This is a genomic window from Halioglobus sp. Uisw_031, assembly GCF_047729875.1.
Classification (GTDB): Bacteria; Pseudomonadota; Gammaproteobacteria; order Pseudomonadales; family Halieaceae; genus Marimicrobium.
In genome coordinates, this window is record NZ_CP159826.1 from 1090633 (window position 1) to 1111446 (window position 20814).

The window sequence follows — 20814 nt, forward strand, 5'->3', positions numbered from 1 at the left end:
ATAGGTGCCCGTTAGAAGGCGTACGTCAAGGTAACGCCGTAGTTACGCGGTTCGTTCCACTGCCCAAAGGATGCTAACGGAGGGATGAGCACTGCCCGGTAATAACGCTCATCCGTGATATTGCGACCATAGACCGAAACCGTCAACATATCGCGCAAGCGAAAGTCGATATTTGCATTCCAAAATCCGAGTGCATCAACGTCGCCCAGCGGATCATTATTGAAAATCGTGACATAACTATCGCGCCATGCGTAGTTCACGTTGTAGGACATCTCGCTGTCGTCGAACACAGGCTGCACATAGCGTACTCCTGCGCCAAAGGTAAATTCAGGTGTGTTGCGCATTTTAAGTTTAGAGGCGTCATCAGGCACTCCTGGAATGCCGGCTATTTGAAAGTTGTCGTAACCGGCATCAAGATAGCCACCTTGCGCCACTAGCGTTAGGCCGTCCGCCAACAGCGCTGTCATCTCTAACTCCAGCCCCTGCATAGTCGCTGATGAAGCGTTCAGGACGACCGTGTCTACGAGGCCTGATGGGTCTGTGACAATGATATCCTCTTGCTTGTCCTTATATTCGCTGGTGAATACTGCAGCATTGATACGTAGGCGCTGGTTCCACCAATCACTCTTTACACCGGCCTCGTACGTCTCCACTGTTTCGGGATTATATTGGCGAACATTGTCTACAGAGGTGATGCGCCCGAAAAATCCGCCGCCTTTGAAACCTTCGGAGTATGAGACATAGGCCATAAGATCGTCTGTAAAGTCGTATTGTGCGCCGATACGGGGCGAGACCTGATCCCAGTCAGCGTCGACTTTGACAGTCTCTCCGCCGGGAACGAGTGGAGAGCCGTCTTCTGACTCAAACTGAGAGCTGGAAGGTTCCAGACTTCTTTCGTCATAGGTGTAACGCGCAGCCAGATTGAGTGTGAGCTTATCGGTCAGCGACCAGTCTGCGCTGGCAAATGCGGCATAAGACGTGTTTTCTCCACGCTGTTTGATGATTGCGCGGGTGCCGACCGGCCATGTGCCACCAAAGGAATTTGTTGGGAAAGGTCCTGTTGGAAGATATTTCCACAAATCATAGCTGGTCTGCGCTGCATCGTACTCAGAATGCCAGTAGTAGAGGCCAGCGGTCATCACCACGTCACCGATATTGCCAGTAGTGCGTAGTTCTTGACTGAATTGGGAATAGCTCTCGTCAACATTGACATACAAAAATTCGAGACTGTTTGCATCATATTCTTGGCGAGAGCGCTCGTCACGATCAATATAGCCGGTAATCGACGTAATCATCCAGTCGCTGAGGTCATAGTTCATTTTGAGGTTAAAAAAGTCATTCGTAGTGTCGGCTGAGTTAGGGGCATTGGTGGAACTGTGGTCCTCATCGCTACCTGTATCGAACAGGAAACAACCACCAAAGTCAGGTGATAATAGGCATGCGGCATCTTGGGGCACAGAGAATTCAAATTTATTGAAGTCTGCCCAGGCTCCCACTTCAGACTTATCACGTGTGCGTTCAGCCGTGAATAAAACATCGAGTTCGTCAGTGAACTGGTAAGCTAGGGTTACGCCGTAGTCTGCTAGATTCTGACCGCCTTGGTCTTTATTGTAGGTCGTATTTTTAATGTAGCCATCGCTTTCAAGTTTGGAGGCAAAGAGTTTTACACCGCCTTTATCAGTCAGCGGTAAGTTTAAAAGACCGCGAATATCCTGACGGCCGTTCTCCCCAAGCGTACCCTGGACTTTTCCTCCGAATTCTTTGGTTGGGGCCGTGCGAATAATGCTAAGCGCACCACCGATAGTGTTTTTTCCAAAGAGCGTGCCCTGCGGACCACGCAAAACTTCGATGCGTTCGAGGTCAAAGTTTTCCAGTATCTGTCCGGAGTTTGTGCCGAGATAAACGCCGTCCAGCAAGACACCAATGCCTGGATCAAGGCTTTTGTCAATCTCTTGATAGCTAACCCCTCGTATGGCTATTGCAGCACCCGACTGCAGCCCCGGCACTCTATCAATGAGTAAGTTGGGGACGAATCCTTGGATGTCCTGCAAATTCCGAATGCTGGACTGCGCTAACTCTGCAGCCGTTATTGCGCTTACCGCGACAGGCACTAGCTGCATGGACTCTGCTCGTTTTCGTGCGGTAACAATCACCTCTTCAAGCGCAAGTGTGGGCGCATCGTCGTTCGCATGAGTCGTGATCGGAGTGGTTACTCCAATAAAAAAACATGTCAAGGCAGGCACTAATGCAGTTTTCTCTAACATACGTATACATTCCCAGTTATTACTTTTGCCTCAACCAGAGCGTAGCGCGGCTCCAGAGGTCTGATGTTAGTTTATCAGCATCTGGCGTACAATCGTTGACGTAGGGCTATTGGAAGGTTTTTTTGACCAGTCCGGAGCTCGGGGTACGCTTTCGTTTTGAGTCATTTCAGCTAATAGTGTGCTGGTTGAGTGACTGTCCTAGGCTCTAGTATGTGAAAATGCCCTAACCCACCAAACAGTAGTGAGAAACATATGAAGGTACTCGTTGTCGGCGGCACAGGTTTAATTGGTGGTGATATTGCGCTGTACCTAACATCGCGAGGACATAATGTGACTATTATGGCACGTAAACCTTCTGTTGTGCCTTGCTTGGCTGCGCTGCCATTTATGCAGGGCGACTATGTCAACGATAGCCTTGACGACGAGCGACTCAGTGGATTTGACGCGCTTGTGTTTGCTGCAGCCGCCGATATCCGCGCCCTGCCCATGGACGGCAGTGTGAGCCCCGAGACCTTTTATAGCGAAGTGAATGACCGCGCTGTACCGCGATTTTTTGCTGCTGCCCGAGATGCTGGGATTGCGCGAGCAGTTTACATTGGCACCTTTTACCCGCAGGTCGCCCCCGAGCGCATCGGTATTTGTCCCTATGTCACTTCGCGGCACCTTACCGACACCGCGGTGCGCGCACTGAGCAGCGCGACGTTTAACGTGTGCAGTCTGAATGCGCCTTTCGTACTGGGTCACATCGATGGCCTCGACATTCCGCACATCGGGGCGCTGGTCGCTTACGCTAAAGGGCAGCTCGGTGATCTGCCGGTGTTTGCGCCACCGGGTGGCACGAATCACATTAGCGCTCACTCTATCTCTGTCGCGACGCTCGCTGGGCTGGAGGACGGCGAATCGGGCAAAGCCTATCTGGTCGGGGATGAAAACATGAGTTGGAAACACTATCTTGAGTTGTGGTTTTCTGCCGCTGGCAATCCGCAAGAGCTGGCGGTAAAAGAGGACGAACATCCCATGCTGCCATCAGTGATTATGTTTGCAGGTGCCGGTGCTACCGTACACTATGAAACGGAGGCGTCAGAAGAGCTGGGCTATCCCCGTCAGCAGATCGCAGGTCTGATTAAACAGGTGGTAGACAGTTACTCGATTTGAATGTATCCGGTTTAAGTGACGAATGATGGAGCATTACCGCTGTCACGCAATACCTGCCGTTCTTGGACATACAATAGGGTGTGTTCCCTGCTTGGATATGCCGTTGCAACATTCTTTAAACCGCAGAAGATGTTGTAGCCACGGGTGAACGTCTAAGGTGATGCAGCACATTGATTTTTTATCAGTTGGATCAATGACTTAGTCTTATGTGAATTAGTAAAAAAAAATAAAGATCCAATCGCAGATACGGTGCGTAAGGCCCATATATCCAGCCGAGGGTGCGTCGGCTCGATTGAAAGTGCAGGAGAACAATAATCATCATACATTTACTTACAGGTGGATACAGTTATGACTGAAAACTTACAGGCCAACGATGCGGTTGGTATTTCCTTTTGGCTGATTTCGATGGCGCTTGTCGCTGCGACGGCCTTTTTCTTCCTCGAACGTGACCGTGTGTCACCTAAGTGGAAAACGTCTCTTACGGTATCAGGTCTAGTCACTCTCATTGCTGCAGTGCATTATTTTTATATGCGTGATGTTTGGGTGAGTACAGGTGAAACACCGACTGTCTACCGCTACATTGACTGGTTACTAACGGTTCCACTGTTGATCATAGAATTTTACCTGATTCTGTCTGCGATCACTAAAACGCCCGTCGGTGTGTTTTGGCGTTTGCTGATCGGTTCTCTCGTCATGCTGGGCTTTGGATTTGCCGGCGAAGCGGGCGCGATGGACGTGAGTTTGGCGTTTTGGATTGCAATGGCGGCTTGGGTCTTCATTATGTGGGAGATCTTTTTCGGTCAAGCGAGCAAGATCAACGCTGGCAGCGGAAACGCCAATGTGCAGAAGGCCTATAAGGCGATGGCATTGCTGGTGACGATAGGTTGGGCAATTTACCCTATCGGATACTTTATGGGTTATATGATGGATTCAGCGAATCCGGATGCGTTGAATATCATCTATAATGTCGCCGATCTGTGGAATAAAATCGCCTTTGGCCTAGTCATCTGGGCTGCAGCAATAGCCGACTCTGAACAGTAGGTTTTTAGGATGGAAGAAAGGGTCGGCTACGCCGGCCCTTTTTTTTGCTTATTTTTTGTCTCTTGGCCACTGAAGTAATAACGAGCATCACGTATTGGCAAGCGATACCTCGCCTCGATCGATGGCGCGTTCTGGAGCAGACCTGCGCAGAAAGGTGGTCATGTCATCTTTTGGATTTATTCTATACTCTCAGTGCAGTCAGTCCTGAAGGGTCTGGTTACAAGACTCGACGTACGCTGTCGATGAAACAATAACAAGGTATTCAAGGAGGCTTGCAATGGCTGAGCGATTTGAGGGCAAGGTGGTATTGGTTACAGGTGCAGGTTCGGGGATTGGCAGAGCCTCTGCCCAGCGTTTTTATGCTGAGGGCGCCAACGTATTCCTAGTGGATATCAATGCTGAAGGGCTCGCCGATACCATGGTGCAGATGCCCGACACCGCCCGCGTGCAATCGATGGTTGCTGATATAAGCCTACCGGAGGTCTGCCATGCCACCGTGACGAAAGCAGTCGAGGCTTTTGGGCAGCTAGACGTGCTGTGCAACATTGCGGGCATTCTGCTGACTGGGCGTATCGAAGATATCACCCCAGAGGCCTGGCAGCGGATTTTGCAGGTTAACCTGACCTCGGTGTTTTTCTTGTGTCAGGCCGCAGTGCCAGAACTTACAAAAACGCGTGGCAATATCATTAACATGGCGTCCACTGCCGCATTGACAGGGCAGGCGTATTCGTCGCCTTACGGTGTCACTAAAGCGGGGGTGGCGATGTTAACCAAGTCTCTGTCGATGGAACTCGCTGAACGCGGTATTCGTGTGAATGCGGTGTGTCCCGGGGCAGTGAATACGCCCTTGGCAGCTACGGCAAACTTCCCTAAAGACGCTACGCCGCGGTTGATCGACAAGTTGATGTCATTCTATGGATTTGCAGAACCCGCTGAAATTGCTTCTCTGGTTGCGTTTATCGCATCTGATGAGGCACGCTACATGAGCGGTTCTGTAGTGCCCATCGATGGCGCGCAGACGGCCGGTTGAAGATGAGGCGTTGTAAGACCAGGCAACGCTTTTGCGGTTGGAAAAAGCACACTGCTTTGGGCTGCAGCTGAGCCCGATCCCCGACTTTTCATCTCTTTTCCCTCCGGCCTCGAAAGACGCCGCTGTGAGAAGTCCATTGGCGGCAAAGCTTGGAAACAATTTTGGCTTTGTAATGAATCAGACCCAGCCTTTTCTCTTAAAGAAAAAATACAGGCTGGTGGCGATGGTGATGAACACCACCCAGACGCCCGGGTATCCCCACTTCCAAGCGAGTTCAGGCATGTGTTTGAAATTCATTCCATATATGCCGGCGACAAATGTTAGTGGAATGAAAATAGCGGAAAAGATGGTGAGTATCTTCATGACCTCATTGAGCTTGCTGCTGACGCTGGAGAGGTAAATGTCCAGCAGGCTGGAGAGAATGTCCCTGTGTGTTTCTATAGATTCGATAATACGCATCACGTGGTCATGCACATCTCTTAGATAGATCTGCGTGCTGGGTTTGATGAGTTCGGATTCACTGCGCAATAAATTGGCGGATAGGTCCCTGACAGGGGAGATATAACGCCGCATTTTGATGACTTCCAATTTAATCTGGTGAATTTTTTCCAACATTTTTGGCGTTGGATCGGTGAATATGTCGTCTTCAAGCGCAGCCAGGGTTTCGTCTAGCTGATCCAGTATGCCGAAGTTCTGATCGACAATCGTATCCAGCAACGAATACATCAGATAATCCGAACCTAGGCTTCTGACGCGACCGTGGCTGTTTTCAATACGCGTGGCAACTAAGGAGAAGAGCGAGTCGGTTTTTTCCTTGAAGGCAAAAACGAAATTTTTGAGGACAATCAGGCTGACCTGCTCATAGGCAATATTAAATTGGTCATTATCGGGTGCTAGGCTCTTCAGCACGATGTAAAGATAGTCCTCGTGCTCCTCTAGCTTAGGCCGTTGGTGCGTGTTGAGAATATCTTCTAGCACCAAAGGGTGAATATTGAAGTGCTCGCCGATAGATTCCACGATCGATGCGTCTGCGAGTCCCTCGATTGTGACCCATGTGATTGAGTCCTGATCACGGTACTTCAGAGCGTCGTCTATTGATGACAACGAGCGCTGTTCGCAGTGGTCTTCGCTATAGTCGATCAACGTTAGCTTTGTATCTGGGTGATGAATGTCGCCTATGTGAATCAGCGATCCGGGCGCGAGGCCCGATTTGTGAGAGCTTTTTGTGCCGCTTTTAGTCATCATTGTTGTCTCGCAACACGGATTCTGGCTTAACCCACTGAATTTTTTTATAATCGAAGTCACCCTGAATTGTGGGCTTAACGATTTCAAAGTATGGGGACAGGTCGAAATCCCGCGGGGTGAAATGGCTGTAGTGCTTAGGTTTCAGCAGGGCGGTGTCGTATTGCCCCGGTGCATTGCTCTGATTCCCGGGTGCCTCATGGGGAATGATGGGGTATTTCACCGACTGGAACGCCTGAGCAATAAGCGTTGAGCAGATCGCCATAGTAGGATCTCCGCTCCCCAGTTCCATCAGGCGCCGACGATAGCGTGTCGGTACCGGTGGCATGGGAAGCAGGTAGCGGACGAGGTCGACAATATTTTGTGTGTCGTAGCGGAGGCCTTCGCGGTCAAGCGCATACTGCAGTGTGGCGAGCCTGTCCGGCTCTGTCAGGTTGACGGGCCGGCAAATCCGCGTGTTGCAATTCGCATATTTTCCCAGCGGAGACCGGATGACACCTTCCGCTAGGTCCGCTTCAATCACAAAACCTTCGCCATCTGCTCCCTTGCCCACAAACATACACACATGTGACCATGTGGATTGGGTCAGATACTTGATGGCCGTGCTGATGCGGCTGTTTCCCTCCACTAATAGTAGATCGCCGGGCCTTAAAGCATCATCCAGCTGCGCCTGACTTAATACTGAAAAGCGTTCGTAGTGGCTGCGAGGCTGGCTCAAAAATCTTGCGAGCCGCAACCCCAGTCGTTGGAAAATAAAATTCATGTCGGCCCTACACAGTCTGCAACGCACTGGATACCCATCTGCACAAGCATAAGGCTCTGTTGCAGAAAAATCTATGGCAGGTGAAGGCTTTTGCAGTACACTTTCGGTGTAGGCTACATCGATGTCATCGCCCCCATTCGACATCCTAGTCGCTAAACACTCTGATTTGCACCACCCGGCGATAAAATGACAGCGAGAGATCGAAAGGCGCTTATTGCCAATGGTTTATGTCATCCAATAGCAGTGGCGCGCCGTAAGGGAGTATCATCTGGCTTTAAAGGAGAATATTTTAGTGGTCAATATCGGCAAGAAGGCTTTGCGTGGCGTGTTGCTGAGCACGGTATTTTTTCTTTTGAGCGCCTGCAGCGATGGCAATGATTCGTCTAGTGTAGCGACGCCAGGGCCTTATGCGGACGAGGCCCTGTGGCTATGCAAACCAGGGATAGAGACCGACAGGTGCCTGGAGTTGGATCAGACAATCACTTATGTTTATGAAGATGGCAATACGGCAGTATTTGAGCATGAGACTGTCGTTGATGCTCCTTTTGATTGTTTCTATGTCTACCCAACGGTAGATATGCGGAGCGAGCCTGGAAACATGCTCGACCTCTCCGACGATACCCTGATGTTGCGGCCTCTCTACAATCAAGCAGCCCGCTTTACGCAACTGTGCGACATGTATGCACCGAAGTATCGGCAGATGACGATTGGGACGTATACGTTAGAGAACCCTTTTGACAGTGAGTATTTTCAGCTCGGTTATTCGGATGTAGAAGAGGCCTTTAATCAGTACCTTTTGGAGAATCCTGGCCGCAATTTTGTACTCATGGGGCATTCGCAGGGTTCTCATGTCCTGCTACAGCTTCTTCAAAACCGTATCGATAATGATGAGGCCCTAAGAGCTAGGATGATCTCTGCGCTGACGATTGGACCTACAGGCCGGCTGAAAGTCCCAGTCGGCGAGTTGTCTGGGGGTACCTTGGATAATATAGCCCTGTGTAGCTATGAGAGCGAGACAGGCTGTATCGTGGCCTACGATAGTATCGCCGCGGGAGATGAAGCGCAGCGGCCAGTCCCGTTGCAGCCGCGCCCGTGCGTGAATCCAACCGAGTTGGGTGGGGAGCCAGGGATCGCCGCCATGACGATTTATAACAGCGACGAGGGCATCCCTTTCCCGGAGGGGGTAGAGACCTATTGGATTGGCTATCTTGGTCTGTACTCCGCAGCCTGTGAAAGCGACGGTTTCCTAGGGATTGGTGTCGCCCCCGGGCAGACTACTGTTTACACACCTGAGCTGATCCAAACATTTTTCGGTGGGTCGTCACTGCATCTGGCAGATTACAATTTTGGAATGGGTGACCTGTTGAGAATTGTTGACACTCACGCCGCTAATTTCTGAGGGTTTAACGCGTTAGGTGGTTTTTTCACTGCTGCAGGTATGGGAGTACTTGGTTTTCAAACAGGCGCAGCATTTCCCATGCGCGTGCGGGCTCGATGCCCGCTAGCAGTGGATTAAGATAGAGCACAGTATCGTCACCCAGTTCGCTGAAGAGTGCCAGAGACTGCTCTGGAGTGAGTACTCGATAGGCTGGACTTTGCCGCACCGTTTCCGGTGTTATGCCGCCCGCATAGGGCCCTGCAGCTTTGCCGAAGGCCTCTCGCGTCCAGGTGCTGTAAGAGATAAGTTGGTGACACACGTGGGGATAGATCCACTCCCAGTCTTTGTCCGGGTGCTCCGAAATCCAGAGAAATATAGGGCCCTGCGCCGGGTAGGGGCCAGGATCAGTTTTGCCAATGGCAATGCACTCATCCCTGTAGGGTGGCCAGAGGCGAGCATCCAGTGGCGGGAACCAGTCATCAGCGATGTGCGCGGCGCGGCGAGCGGCAGCCGGCGAACTGCCACCCAGCAATATAGGCGGTGGACCTGGCTCCGGAGCGGGCGTGATGTGGCAGCGTCGTCCCTGCCATTCGAAGGGCTCGCCAGTCCACGCCAGTCTGAGAAACTGACAGGTCTCCCCCATGAATTTCCAGCGGTCTTTGAGGTCGCGTCCAAACGTTTCAAACTCACTAGGACGGTAGCCCGCGCCGATTCCGAGCAGCAGACGGCCGTTAGAGATGGTCTGGGTTACCGCCGCGTCCTCTGCTAATTTGGGTAGATCGTACAATGGGGCGAGCAGCACCGAAGTGCGTATTTTCAGATTGCGTGTACGCGCGGCCATAGCGCTAGCTAAAATCAATGGCGAGGGATTGTAACCGTCTTCGCTGCCGTGATGTTCGCCCAGCCCCACGAGGTCAAAACCGAGATCATCGGCCCAGGCAACCTGATCTAGCGCGGCATCATATAAGCGATTGCGCGCGGCACCAAAGTCAGGTGTCCGCATGTCGTAGGTTAGGCAAAGTTCCATGATTTCATTCCTTTGTCTGATAGCGGCAGTTGCGCCAACACTCTCTTCTGTTCAAACCGAATCGTTTTATATTATGATGCAGCTGAATTTTTCTTCCAACTACCAAAGGATTTTTACATTGAGTGACCTAATGTACCAGAGCTCTAAACCGGTGTTTATTCACAACCTCAAAAACCTTTCGAGTATTCTGAAGACCGCAGCCCGTGATGCGAAAGCACGGGGTATTGATCCTGCAGTGATGTTGAATGCGCGGCTCTCCCCTGACATGCTCCCCTTGACGCGCCAGGTTCAAATGGTGACTGACCATGCCAAGGGTTGCTGTTCGCGTCTTGCGAGTGTTGAGGCCCCGGCATTTTCTGACAACGAGACAACGTTTGCCGAGCTTGAGGCCCGCATTCAGAACACAGTGCGTTTCCTTCGGGCTCTAAAGGCCTCACAGTTTGTGGGTAGTGAGAGCAGAGAGATTGTGATGCAGTTACCCATTGGAACGTTAAGTTTCAGCGGGATTGATTTTTTGAATGGCTGGTCATTACCCAATTTCTATTTTCACTATTCGACGGTCTACAATATTTTGCGCCACAACGGCGTTGTCATTGGCAAGCTGGATTTACTGGGTGTGATGCCTGGCATGAAGGCCAAGGGAAAGATAAAAAAAATGATGGATGCCAAGCCCGCTGCGAAGGCAAAGAAAAAGCGTTAACGGTATACGCTGCATCATCGGTATAACGCTTGCTCGTATTGTATACACGGCCAAAGCAGAGACATTTATTTCCTCCTGACAGGGAGTATGGGAAAATAAGACTTAATTGGCCACGGTTTGATCCGAGGTAAATAATGTTTACAATAAAACCTATTGCGGCTGCCCTCGGTGCAGAGCTTCACGGGGTTGATCTGTGCGCAGATTTGTCCAGTGCCGTGTATCAAGAAATTCGCCGCTTGTTAGTCAAGCATCAGGTGATTTTTTTCCGCGATCAAAATATTAGCCCTGCGCAACACAAAGCCCTGGCGGAGTCCTTTGGTCCACTGCAGACACACCCGGCCTATGACACGATTGCAGGCTTTCCAGAGATTACTGTTTTGGAAAGTACCGCAGACAAACCGAGTAAGATTGAGGCGTGGCATAGTGATATGACATTTCGCCAACACCCCCCATTAGGTTCCGTATTGCGTTCTAAAATTTGTCCTCCCGCAGGCGGAGACACCTTGTGGGCCAGCATGACGGCTGCTTATGACGGTTTATCAAAGCCAATGCAAGAATTTTTGGCCAATTTAACCGCAGAACATGACTTCAGCTTCGGCTTTAAGGAAAGTCTGGCTGAGCCCGGAGGGAGGGAGCGCTTGGCGAAAGCTGTTGCTGACAATCCTCCAGTAAACCATCGTGTTATTCAAACCCATCCGGAAAGTGGAAAAAAAGTCATCTTTGTCAATTCACTATTTACCACACGGATAGTGGAGCTCGAAGAAAATGAAAGTAGAGCGGTGTTAAAATTTCTTCTTGAGCATGTGACGGCGCCAGACTATACCTGCCGTTTTCAATGGCGACCAAATTCAATCGCAATATGGGACAATCGTAGCACCCAGCACAAACCGATTAACGATTACTTTCCTGCGCATAGACGTCTAGAGCGTATTGCAATTGACGGTGATCGGCCCTACTAGGAATGTGTCACCGACATGATGTTGTTACAATTTTCTATTGTCGCAATGTCGGATTTTCTGCCAACTCGAGCGACATGAACCATCACGCCTTCCATGCTCGGTCACTGCGCGACCGTGCCAATGCCGTCGGTCTCGAGAACGCGGTCTATGCATAAGGGCTCAGTATGGATGGGTGACACTGTTTCGGAGACAGAGGGGGGCGGCCCGCCGATGGTGATGCCTCGTTCAGCAAGAATATCTTCGATGTCACAGTGACTCAGATTGAAACGATCGCAGGCCAGACCTGGATAACTGACGATGACTGAAGCTAACCGGCGGCGCTTGCGAGTGCTTATCCAATGATTTTAACAAGATCGGTTAGTTAATTTGGCACTACTCTAAATTAGCGAGGACGCCGTAGAAAATTTAAAGCGTGGATCGAGTGCCAGCCCGACCCAGCTTGTGCAGGCTTACTCGCCTTCCAATATTAGCGTTTCGCCTATCTGTGCGGCCTGAATTTCCTCCTCACAGAAGGGAAAACGCACCCATTCTTTTTTCGCATAGAGTCTGGTCTGGTCGGCGTAGTGCGGCGAAGTCGGCTGTACACTCTGAGAGTGAACCAGCATCGTGTCCGCAATCGGACAGTCGCTGCCATCCCAGGTGACTGCCTGAATATAGGAGTTACCTGCACGCGGATTGCGGTAACCACCCTCGCTGAGGCCAGAGCTGATGGCGCCGAAAATGCCCGCCGGCCCCGAGCCACCGTGAATGGGAATACATTCGTCGTTGCGTTCCAAACATTGAAGGTCGCCCCAGACAGCATCCAGCGCTACATTGGCATCAGAGAGCCGCCGGTAGGCTCGCAGCAGCGAATCGATTACCAGCGTTCGGTTAGCCTCCACCGAGATATCGATACCGCGGGGCGTGTTAATCGGGTCTGCAGAGTTGTAATCTATCTCCCAGAATTGATCACCGACCACCACGTTCTGGAATTCGCTGCCCAGTTCGTCACGAATACCGCCCCAGAACTCGACGAACACGTGGATGCCTATACTATCGACATTGGCGTATCGGTCCCAGTTTTCAAGTACAGTACACGTTTCGGTCAATGCCTCGTCGGTGGCCTGTTCGGTTTCTGGGTTAGGGTTACTGAGAAAGTCGCTACAGATTTCCAGCACGTCGTCCAGTGTAATTTCTGCCGCGTGAACCTTGTTCGAGTACATCACCGTTTTCAGAGTCTCTAGGTCGAACAGCGGCGCATCGCTGAGGCCGTCGGTGCCCGCGAGTCGATCGGCGATCATGAGATGGGTTTTGCGGGTACGCATAAATTGTTGATCACCCTCGTGGCCCATCCAGCCGAAAACGACGGGAAATCCCTCCAATGGTTTCGTTGCGTCACTGAGCCAGTAGCTATTGTTGCTGTTGCCGGCCGTGCCTCGTCCTAGGTACTGGGGGTGTGCATCAAGACCGTACACATTGCTGCCGAGGGGAGAGTCTGCATCCTCGCCCCATTCGCACTCAGAGCGGCTGCCGTCCAAACCGGTGAAAGCATTACTCGACACGGAGGCGACAATGCCCATGATGCCAGTCTGACAGTCGTCCAGTTGGGCCTGAGTCACGTGCGGCACGGCACTGATCTGGCCGTAGTACATGGCCCCGTGGCGGTCCGCTGCGAACTCGTGAAACACCGGATTGCCCATATCTCTCAGGGCCTCACGGTACTCCTCCATATTGCTAGCCTGAGCTTTTTTGACGAAGGTCGTCAGGGATCGCAAGCCGGTATCAAGGTTGGCGTCGCGCATGGTGATCAGGGTCCCGGAAAAAGTTGGCCAACCGCCAATGGCGGGGTCTACGCCGCCGAGGTCCAGCACGAGGCCATATTGGGTGCTGTAAAAAATACGGTCCACGGTTTCCAGGGATCCGTCCTCCTGCAGTTGCTGGGCCGATACGGTGGTTGCCTGAATGTCGCGCCACTGCCCGTCGTAGTCATACTGCATGGGGTTGTCGGGGTTCAGTGTCACCTCGTAAAGTGTGAAGCGGGTGGCGTAGTCCACGGTGTGCGTCCAGGCCACGTCCCGTGTAAAACCAATGCCGATCCAAGGCAGACCCTGCAATGAGGCACCCGCTGCATCGTACTCGCCGGGGATGGTCAGGTGCGCTTCATACCAGCGACCGGAGCCATTCCAGGGCTGATGTGGGTTGCCTAGCAACATGCCGAGGCCGGATTGGGTGGCGTCACCGCCAGCAACTATTGCGTTGCTGCCCACCTCGGAAGGCCGAATGTTGTCACCCAGTATCTTCAGGTTTTGATACAGGCTAGGACTTACTTCCTGCAAATTGGCCGAAGCCACCTGCTGTGAGGGCGGCCCCTCGACCGCGAGGATTGCGTCACGCACAATACCCTGGTCGGTGCTGGCCTGAAGTGCGATCTTGCGCAGGTACATCATGAGGTCGAGTTGATCGAAGCTGTATACCCAGGGCTCGCTGCGACAGCCATTTTCGCCCTCAGGAAGGTTGTCGATGCCAGTTTCATCGAGGTAGCGGTTCATCCCGGCGGCAAAACCTGTCACCAGGTCGCGGTCGCGTTGGGGTAGGACGTCGAAAAAATCTGCCTTGAATTGCTCCTTGTTGCCATTAAGATAGCGCCACAGGTGATCGCGTTCCACTTGGCTACCGGTCAATTCTGCCCAGCGTCCCCCGGCCTGTGCAATTTCGCGCATGGTGACGCAAAAGTTATCTTGAGAGTAGGCATAGCCATAACCGTACCCCAGGCTGCCCCAGTTTTCCGCCTTCACGTGGGGAATACCGAACTCGGTACGGCGGATTTCAGCGCTATAGCTAGCGCCCGTGGTTGGCTGACCGGGGTCCCCGCCGTTGTCGTTATTGCTGTCGCTGCAGGCTGTCAGTGTTAAAATAAGGGTGAGGGCAATACAGGGGGTACTGAGGCGCACGGCTTTTCTCCAATCGATCGTAATAATTTCTAGTAACTATGATACAAAAAATTTTGCCATCTAGTCTACAGACGGCGCGTCACTGCTATCGGATGACATGAAATGTAGCTGTGTCGGCAACCGTTTGATAAATTGACCTAGACTGAGGTTAGACAGTAGTCGCCAGACCGTGCAGAAAATGGTGTCGGCAAACACCCTGAAACGGGTTTAAGTATGACAGTTGTCGGTTGCAGAATTCATCCCATTCCGCCACAGACTCGATTTAGAACGCTTCTTTTTAGAAAATTTTAATTTTGTTTATACACGGCAATTGATAGTCTTGCGTGCGAAGCGACTATTTTTTTGGGGTTAGCTGTATCAGTAAGCCGATGCTGAGAAACTGTCGGCTAATAGTGTATGAGAAGAAATTATGGAAAATCCTATTCAAGCCTCTGCTACCTGCAGGTTTTTGTTTGCGGCATTACTTCTGCCATTAAGTCTGTCGGTTTCCGCTGCAGGCATCGATGCCAGTATCAATGAAGCAATGGCACCTATTACGGATGCCGTTGCAGGGTTCATTTTCTATGAGGTGACAATCTTTGGCAGTCAGCTGCCGTTGATCATTCTCTGGCTCATGTCGGCGGCGGTATTTTTTACCTTCTATTTTGGTTTTATAAACCTGCGCGGTTTCAAGCACGCGTTTCAATTGTTGCGCGGTGATTATGCTAAACCGGGCGATCGCGGTGAAGTTTCTCATTTTCAGGCGCTGGCTACCGCTGTTTCCGGCACAGTAGGTATCGGCAATATCAGCAGCGTCGCCATTGTGATAAGTATCGGCGGTCCAGGTGCAACCTTCTGGTTAATGATAGCGGGCTTCTTTGGCATGTCGACGAAGTTTGCGGAATGTGTGGCTGGGGTGAAGTACCGGAAGATCAACGCTGATGGTAGTGTCTCTGGTGGTCCGATGTACTATCTGCAAGAGGGTCTGAAGGAACGCAACCTTGGCTGGCTGGGAAAGCCAATGGCTTATTTTTATGCATGTTCCATCGTGATTGGCTGCCTCGGCATCGGCAATATGTTCCAGTCTAATCAGGCGTTCCAACAATTCGTAGTCGTCACCGGTGGCGCTGACAGTTTTTTTCAGGACAAGGGCTGGTTATTCGGGATAGCTCTGGCCGTTACAGTGGGTTTTGTCATCATAGGAGGGATTAAGAGTATCGCTAGTGTTGTCAGTAAGCTGGTGCCATTCATGGCCCTGATGTATGTAGTCGGCTCTTTACTGGTGATTGCTCTTAACGCCGAAAAATTGCCTTGGGCTATCACGGCAATTGTCACTGAGGCATTTAATCCGACTGCCATGGGGGGCGGCATGCTGGGCATTATGATCATGGGATTCCAACGCGCCGCATTTTCCAATGAAGCTGGCATCGGCTCGGCCGCGATTGCACACTCTGCGGTGCGCACTAACGAGCCTGCTACAGAAGGGTTTGTGGGCTTAATGGAGCCGTTTATCGATACCGTTGTGATCTGCACACTGACTGCCCTTGTGATTATCACAACGGTATATGAGCCGAGTCTCGCTGACAGCGGAATACAAGGCATAGAACTCGCATCTAGAGCTTTCGGCAGCACGCTGAGCTGGTCTACGATACCGCTTTCTTTTATCGCGGTGCTATTTGCCTTTTCCACTATGTTGTCCTGGTCCTACTACGGATTGAAGGGCTGGACCTATATCTTAGGAGAATCGAAAAAAGCCGAGGTTATATTCAAAGTTATTTTTTGTAGTTTTGGTGCCTTAGGCTGCATGATTCAATTGGACGCGGTTTTGAATTTTTCCGATGCGTTGGTTTTTGTAATCGCTTTGCCGAATATTTTGGGCCTGTATATTCTGGCACCCATCATCAAGCGTGAACTGAAGAGCTATCAGGCTAGATTGAAAAGCGGTGAAATTCAGAACCTGCGAAAGAGCAAGAGTCTAGATATCTAGAGGGTATAAGCACTTCGGAAACGGCATTCACAAGTCGCCGGCTAGCGACAGGTGTACCCCCCGTCGATCACTAGCTCAGAGCCAGTCATATACTTAGACTCTTCTGAAGCCAAAAACAGGCAGCCGTTGGCGATGTCGAGTGGTTCGCCCATGGTTTTTAAGGGTATCTCCCGCATCAGATTGGCGTGCATCTCTGCGGCAACCTCTGGGGCTAGGCTGCCAATGCCGTCGGTGACCATGGGTGTAAGGATATAACCCGGATGTACTGAGTTGACGCGAATGTTGTAGTCCTCCTTCGCGCAGTGCAGGGCGGCTGATTTGGTGAAGATACGCACTCCACCTTTGCTCGCGTTGTAGGCTGCGGTAAGTGCCTCACCGATAATACCTTCGATGGAAGAGATATTGATGATCGAGCCGCCGTTGACTTTCATGGCCGACACGCCTGCGCGAGTACCCATAAATACTGCCTCTAGGTTGACGGCTTGCGTTTTTCGCCAATCGGAAAGGCTGGTGCTCTCTACAGTGCCGGTGATGACAATACCGGCATTGTTCACGAGGATATCGAGGTGCCCCTCGGCGGTAATAATCTCCTGCATTAAGACATCCCAGTCAGCTTCATCGGTAACATCCTGACGCCGGGCGGTGGCCTTACCTCCTGCGTCAGTAATAGCTGTGGCGATGCTTGCAACGCTGTTGAGGTTGATGTCGGTGAGAAAGACGTGGGCACCTTCTTCGGCAAAGCGAGTTGCCGTGGCAGCTCCAAGACCACTGCCAGCGCCCGTTACCAGTGCTACTTTATTCTCCAGTCTACGATTCATTGCAATCTCCGGTAAATCGGTTAGCGGCGAATACCTAGGTTGCGGCCGAAGCCAGCGGGCACGCCGAGATGTTTGCCTAGGTCAAGTTGCTCTTGAAAGCGCTGCAGTTGCTCTTCGGTAAAACCTGTACCGCGTCGTGTCTCCATGTCTATATACATTGTTAGACACTCGTTCGTAGCGGCAATATAGCCTTCATCAGCATGGTACATAGTGTGGAAGTAGTGCAACCGCTTGCTGTCATAATCCACCAGTTGACTGGTGAAGCGCAGCGCGTCATCGGCGACGACCTCGTGGATAAAATCGATATTGGAGCCAAGGGTAAATGTTGAGTGGTTACTGGTTTGCAGGTGTGCAATGCCGATATCGAGAAAGTCGAAATAGGAATCGGTGGCAATGTGGTCGAATGCCACCAGGTAATAGCCCATGTTCATGTGACCGTTATAGTCGATCCACTCAGGTTTTACTACTGCAGTACTGTTGAATAACAGTGTGTCTGGCATGGCTGCGGCCTGTTGTTAGATTTTGACACTGGAGCGGGTAGTAAGTGTTATAAGAAATCACACATCACGCCGCACAGTACACACTTGATTGTATCCGGCTTGTCGCACTGGGCCAACGCTTGGGGATATTTTTATTGGTTGTCTGTTTATATATTTAGGTGCCGATGCGGTGACAGTAGAGTCCAACTTCTAGCACCTACAGCGCAGCGGGTCTGAATAAGTAATAATACCGATTGAGACTCTCCCGGTAGTCTTTAGACTGGCGGTTAAAGTGGGTTGCTTCCTGCATCTCTGCATGTCACTATTTACATGACTTGCGGGCGTGATATGTTGGGTGTGGTGAGTGCCGTGAGGGTGTCTACTGAAGAGTTTTTGTGCCGGCGAGGAGAAACTCCGCGACACTCTTGGGTCAACGCCTATGCTTACCAGCACACACGGCGCCCACGTTTGCTAAATTACTTGCTGACTAGGCTTTTGCGTATGCGTATCTTTGGGATTAAGTTTCTGACAGTGTTGATGACCATAGTAGTCATCGGTCTTAGCCTTACCGTCTATGCCTCTAAGGCAAAGGCCCAAGGGGTTGCAGATGGCATGAACGCTGTTTTCATGGGACATAGTTTCTTTAAGCCGTATGCCGAATTAATGCCTGAGTACACTGCTAATGCTGGAATAGCAGGGCACTCGCAAACTATTGTGTTCTCTGGTGGCGCATCTGGAGCACCTGAAGCTCTCTGGAACAACGCTTCCAAGAAACTCGCTATCACTAACGCGCTAGACACGGGGGATGTTGAACTGTTCGGCATGACGTACCACCCTGACTACCCAGAGAAAACTGGATATGTCGATTGGATCAACTATGCGTTAGACAAGAATCCCTCTACACGATTCTTTATCGCTCTGCCTTGGATTCCACAACCGTCAGCATTTACGGATGAACTCTATGCAGCAATATGGGAAGCGTACAAACCCAGTTGGTATACATTCATTGACGAACTCAGAAGCCTATTCCCCAATACTGACATCTACTCCATTCCTTACGGACAATCTGCGGTTGAACTGCGAGGGCACTACACCGCTGGTGACCTGCCTGAGATAACCGCGATGCAGGGAGCAAAGGCGACATCAATATTCAGAGACAATCTCGGACACCCTGGAGACATCTTAATAAGTCAGGGAACCTTAGTATGGTTGGCTAGTATCTACGGTGTTCCCCTTACGAACTATCCTCACGGACCAACATACAGCATTGACCTCAACCCGATTGCTCAAGAGATAATCGACGACCAAGATCCAGACTATAATGCTGCCTACCTCACGGATAGCGACGGTGATGGTGTGGGAGACGCCATTGATAATTGTCTTCTAGTTGCCAACCCTGATCAATCAGATGTTGATGAAGATGGTGTTGGCGATCTCTGTGCTTCGACCGGCTGCTAAACGGCTCTAGTCACTCCCCAAGCCCGCTCCCATGGAGCGGGCTTTTTTTTGCCGGAAAATTGATGTGGCTGATGTCCACTTTTAGCTACGATGATGTTGGCCATGAAATCTTCAGCTTTCTGATGGACGGCGTAGCGTTGAAAACCAACACCAGTTTAACGTACCGACTATCGAATTTTCCAAGTAGGGACTACACTAGACACTAGGAATTGCGACTTGTAGCCCATTACACCTAAATGAATGTGGAGAAAATGATGAGTACTTGCCCCTTCGCTAATCTAATTGACCCCGAAACCTATGCCAATGGAATGCCCTATGAAGAACTGAAGCGGATTCGGGATGATGGTCCGGTGCACTATATGGAAGACGATATCAGGGGAGTGCCCTATTGGCTTATTACTGGCCGCGACGAAATCGACTATATTTCGAAAAATCCCAAGATATTCTCCAGTGAGGCCCGGAGTGTTCTGGTCGAGGAATGGACTGAAGAGGAAATGACGAGTATTCATCGCAACATGACAATCAATATGGACCCTCCGCGCCATCTGAAGAATCGCCGTAAAGTACGCACCTCCTTTAGTCCGTCTGCGGTCGATTCATATGAGGGCAGCTTTCGAGCACACGCCAAACGTATTATCGATGAGGTCGCTAGCCGTGGCGAGTGTGAGTTTGTCGAAGAGGTCGCGGCTGAGCTGCCGTTGCTGGCGATTCTCGAGCTGTGTGGGATCCCGCCTGAAGACAGAAAGGATTTCTTTCATTGGACGAATACGATGATGTTCAGTGAAGACCCAGACATGTCAGTGGGGGAAGAAGAAGCACAGGTAGCATCCTTACACATCATAGAATACGCGATGAAACTTGCTGCGCAACATCAAGAAAACCCCAAGGACGATATTATCGGTGCACTGCTAACGGACAAAGGCGGAGATAAAGGACTGACGGAGGATGAATTTGTCTGGTTCTTTCTAATGTTGATCGCTGCGGGTAACGAATCCACACGAACCATCACCAGTCACGGCATGCGGATGTTGATGCAGCATCCAGATCAGCTGCAATATTTAGTTGATAATCCTGACAAAATTCCGGGTGCTTGTGAGGAGATGCTGCGTTACAACACCGCATTTATCCTTATGCGACGCACTGCGTTAGAAGATACTGAGGTAGCGGGTCATGAAATCAAAGCCGGTGATAAGGTGATTATGCACTATCATACGGTCAACCACGACGAGACGGTGTTCGGTGATGATGCAATGGAGTTTGATGTGAGACGTGCGGAGCGCATGCCCGACCTCTATAAGGAGCACCGCGCATTTGGCGTGGGACAACACTTCTGTCTGGGGTCTCATCTGGCCCGTTTAGAGCTGCTAATTATTATGCAGGAAATTATCCCGCGGCTTCGTAACCCCAAGTTAGCAGGAGCGATAACGTATACGCGTTCTGCTTTGGTGAATGGCATTAAACGCATGGATATTACGTTTGATCCTGAAGTGAAGACTGCAGGTGCAGAGCGAGAGGTCGCGTAACGAAGCCTGTTCAGTGGTGTAAAACGCCTGTCGACTAGCGTCTATGTAGCGTTAGCACCTCAGGGTCATAATATGGCCTGA

General features: G+C 51.1%; 16 protein-coding genes. 9 read left to right on the top strand and 7 right to left on the bottom strand.

Annotated features, from left to right (window positions below):
• Window positions 1-11 precede the first annotated feature (11 nt).
• Complete coding sequence (locus ABXT62_RS05060; protein WP_415357514.1) at window positions 12-2264, bottom strand: TonB-dependent receptor; 2253 nt, start codon at window positions 2262-2264, stop codon at window positions 12-14.
• A 252-nt stretch (window positions 2265-2516) separates the two neighbouring features.
• Here ABXT62_RS05060 and ABXT62_RS05065 point away from each other — a divergent pair, with 252 nt between their 5' ends.
• The 3 genes from ABXT62_RS05065 (at window position 2517) to ABXT62_RS05075 (ending at window position 5490) form a co-directional block, all read left to right on the top strand.
• Complete coding sequence (locus ABXT62_RS05065; RefSeq protein WP_415357515.1) at window positions 2517-3419, top strand: NAD-dependent epimerase/dehydratase family protein; 903 nt, start codon at window positions 2517-2519, stop codon at window positions 3417-3419.
• A 348-nt stretch (window positions 3420-3767) separates the two neighbouring features.
• Window positions 3768-4460, top strand: coding sequence for a bacteriorhodopsin-like (locus ABXT62_RS05070; RefSeq protein ID WP_415357516.1), 693 nt, complete (start codon window positions 3768-3770; stop codon window positions 4458-4460).
• Window positions 4461-4737: 277 nt separating this feature from the next.
• A complete protein-coding gene (locus tag ABXT62_RS05075; RefSeq protein ID WP_415357517.1) occupies window positions 4738-5490 on the top strand; it encodes an SDR family NAD(P)-dependent oxidoreductase in 753 nt (250 codons plus the stop codon).
• A 177-nt stretch (window positions 5491-5667) separates the two neighbouring features.
• On the opposite strand, the gene corA is transcribed toward ABXT62_RS05075, so the two are convergent.
• Both corA and ABXT62_RS05085 read right to left on the bottom strand, forming a co-directional pair.
• Window positions 5668-6735: a magnesium/cobalt transporter CorA gene (gene corA, locus ABXT62_RS05080; protein WP_415357518.1), complete on the bottom strand. Its 1068-nt coding sequence runs from the start codon at window positions 6733-6735 to the stop codon at window positions 5668-5670.
• Window positions 6725-7495 carry a YiiX/YebB-like N1pC/P60 family cysteine hydrolase gene (locus tag ABXT62_RS05085; protein ID WP_415357519.1) on the bottom strand — a complete coding sequence of 257 codons (771 nt, stop codon included), beginning with the start codon at window positions 7493-7495 and terminating at the stop codon, window positions 6725-6727. Before ABXT62_RS05085 ends, corA begins: the two co-directional genes overlap by 11 nt.
• Before the next feature lie 292 nt (window positions 7496-7787).
• Between ABXT62_RS05085 and ABXT62_RS05090 the strand changes: the two genes are divergently transcribed.
• On the top strand, window positions 7788-8894 hold the full coding sequence (locus tag ABXT62_RS05090; RefSeq protein ID WP_415357520.1) for a DUF3089 domain-containing protein: 1107 nt from the start codon (window positions 7788-7790) through the stop codon (window positions 8892-8894).
• A gap of 25 nt (window positions 8895-8919) precedes the next feature.
• Here ABXT62_RS05090 and ABXT62_RS05095 read toward each other — a convergent pair whose 3' ends face one another.
• Window positions 8920-9900 carry an LLM class flavin-dependent oxidoreductase gene (locus ABXT62_RS05095; RefSeq protein ID WP_415357521.1) on the bottom strand — a complete coding sequence of 327 codons (981 nt, stop codon included), beginning with the start codon at window positions 9898-9900 and terminating at the stop codon, window positions 8920-8922.
• A 118-nt stretch (window positions 9901-10018) separates the two neighbouring features.
• Between ABXT62_RS05095 and ABXT62_RS05100 the strand changes: the two genes are divergently transcribed.
• Both ABXT62_RS05100 and tauD read left to right on the top strand, forming a co-directional pair.
• On the top strand, window positions 10019-10600 hold the full coding sequence (locus ABXT62_RS05100; protein ID WP_415357522.1) for a DUF1993 domain-containing protein: 582 nt from the start codon (window positions 10019-10021) through the stop codon (window positions 10598-10600).
• A gap of 134 nt (window positions 10601-10734) precedes the next feature.
• Complete coding sequence (gene tauD / locus ABXT62_RS05105) at window positions 10735-11559, top strand: taurine dioxygenase (RefSeq protein ID WP_415357523.1); 825 nt, start codon at window positions 10735-10737, stop codon at window positions 11557-11559.
• 449 nt (window positions 11560-12008) lie between these two features.
• On the opposite strand, the gene ABXT62_RS05110 is transcribed toward tauD, so the two are convergent.
• On the bottom strand, window positions 12009-14489 hold the full coding sequence (locus ABXT62_RS05110) for a penicillin acylase family protein (protein WP_415357524.1): 2481 nt from the start codon (window positions 14487-14489) through the stop codon (window positions 12009-12011).
• Window positions 14490-14898: 409 nt separating this feature from the next.
• Here ABXT62_RS05110 and ABXT62_RS05115 point away from each other — a divergent pair, with 409 nt between their 5' ends.
• Window positions 14899-16455, top strand: coding sequence for an alanine/glycine:cation symporter family protein (locus ABXT62_RS05115; protein WP_415357525.1), 1557 nt, complete (start codon window positions 14899-14901; stop codon window positions 16453-16455).
• A 41-nt stretch (window positions 16456-16496) separates the two neighbouring features.
• On the opposite strand, the gene ABXT62_RS05120 is transcribed toward ABXT62_RS05115, so the two are convergent.
• Window positions 16497-17273, bottom strand: coding sequence for a glucose 1-dehydrogenase (locus tag ABXT62_RS05120; protein ID WP_415357526.1), 777 nt, complete (start codon window positions 17271-17273; stop codon window positions 16497-16499).
• A 20-nt stretch (window positions 17274-17293) separates the two neighbouring features.
• A complete protein-coding gene (locus tag ABXT62_RS05125) occupies window positions 17294-17773 on the bottom strand; it encodes a thioesterase family protein (protein ID WP_415357527.1) in 480 nt (159 codons plus the stop codon).
• 480 nt (window positions 17774-18253) lie between these two features.
• Here ABXT62_RS05125 and ABXT62_RS05130 point away from each other — a divergent pair, with 480 nt between their 5' ends.
• Both ABXT62_RS05130 and ABXT62_RS05135 read left to right on the top strand, forming a co-directional pair.
• Window positions 18254-19210 carry a thrombospondin type 3 repeat-containing protein gene (locus ABXT62_RS05130; protein WP_415357528.1) on the top strand — a complete coding sequence of 319 codons (957 nt, stop codon included), beginning with the start codon at window positions 18254-18256 and terminating at the stop codon, window positions 19208-19210.
• Window positions 19211-19464: 254 nt separating this feature from the next.
• A complete protein-coding gene (locus tag ABXT62_RS05135) occupies window positions 19465-20733 on the top strand; it encodes a cytochrome P450 (RefSeq protein WP_415357529.1) in 1269 nt (422 codons plus the stop codon).
• Window positions 20734-20814 lie beyond the last annotated feature (81 nt).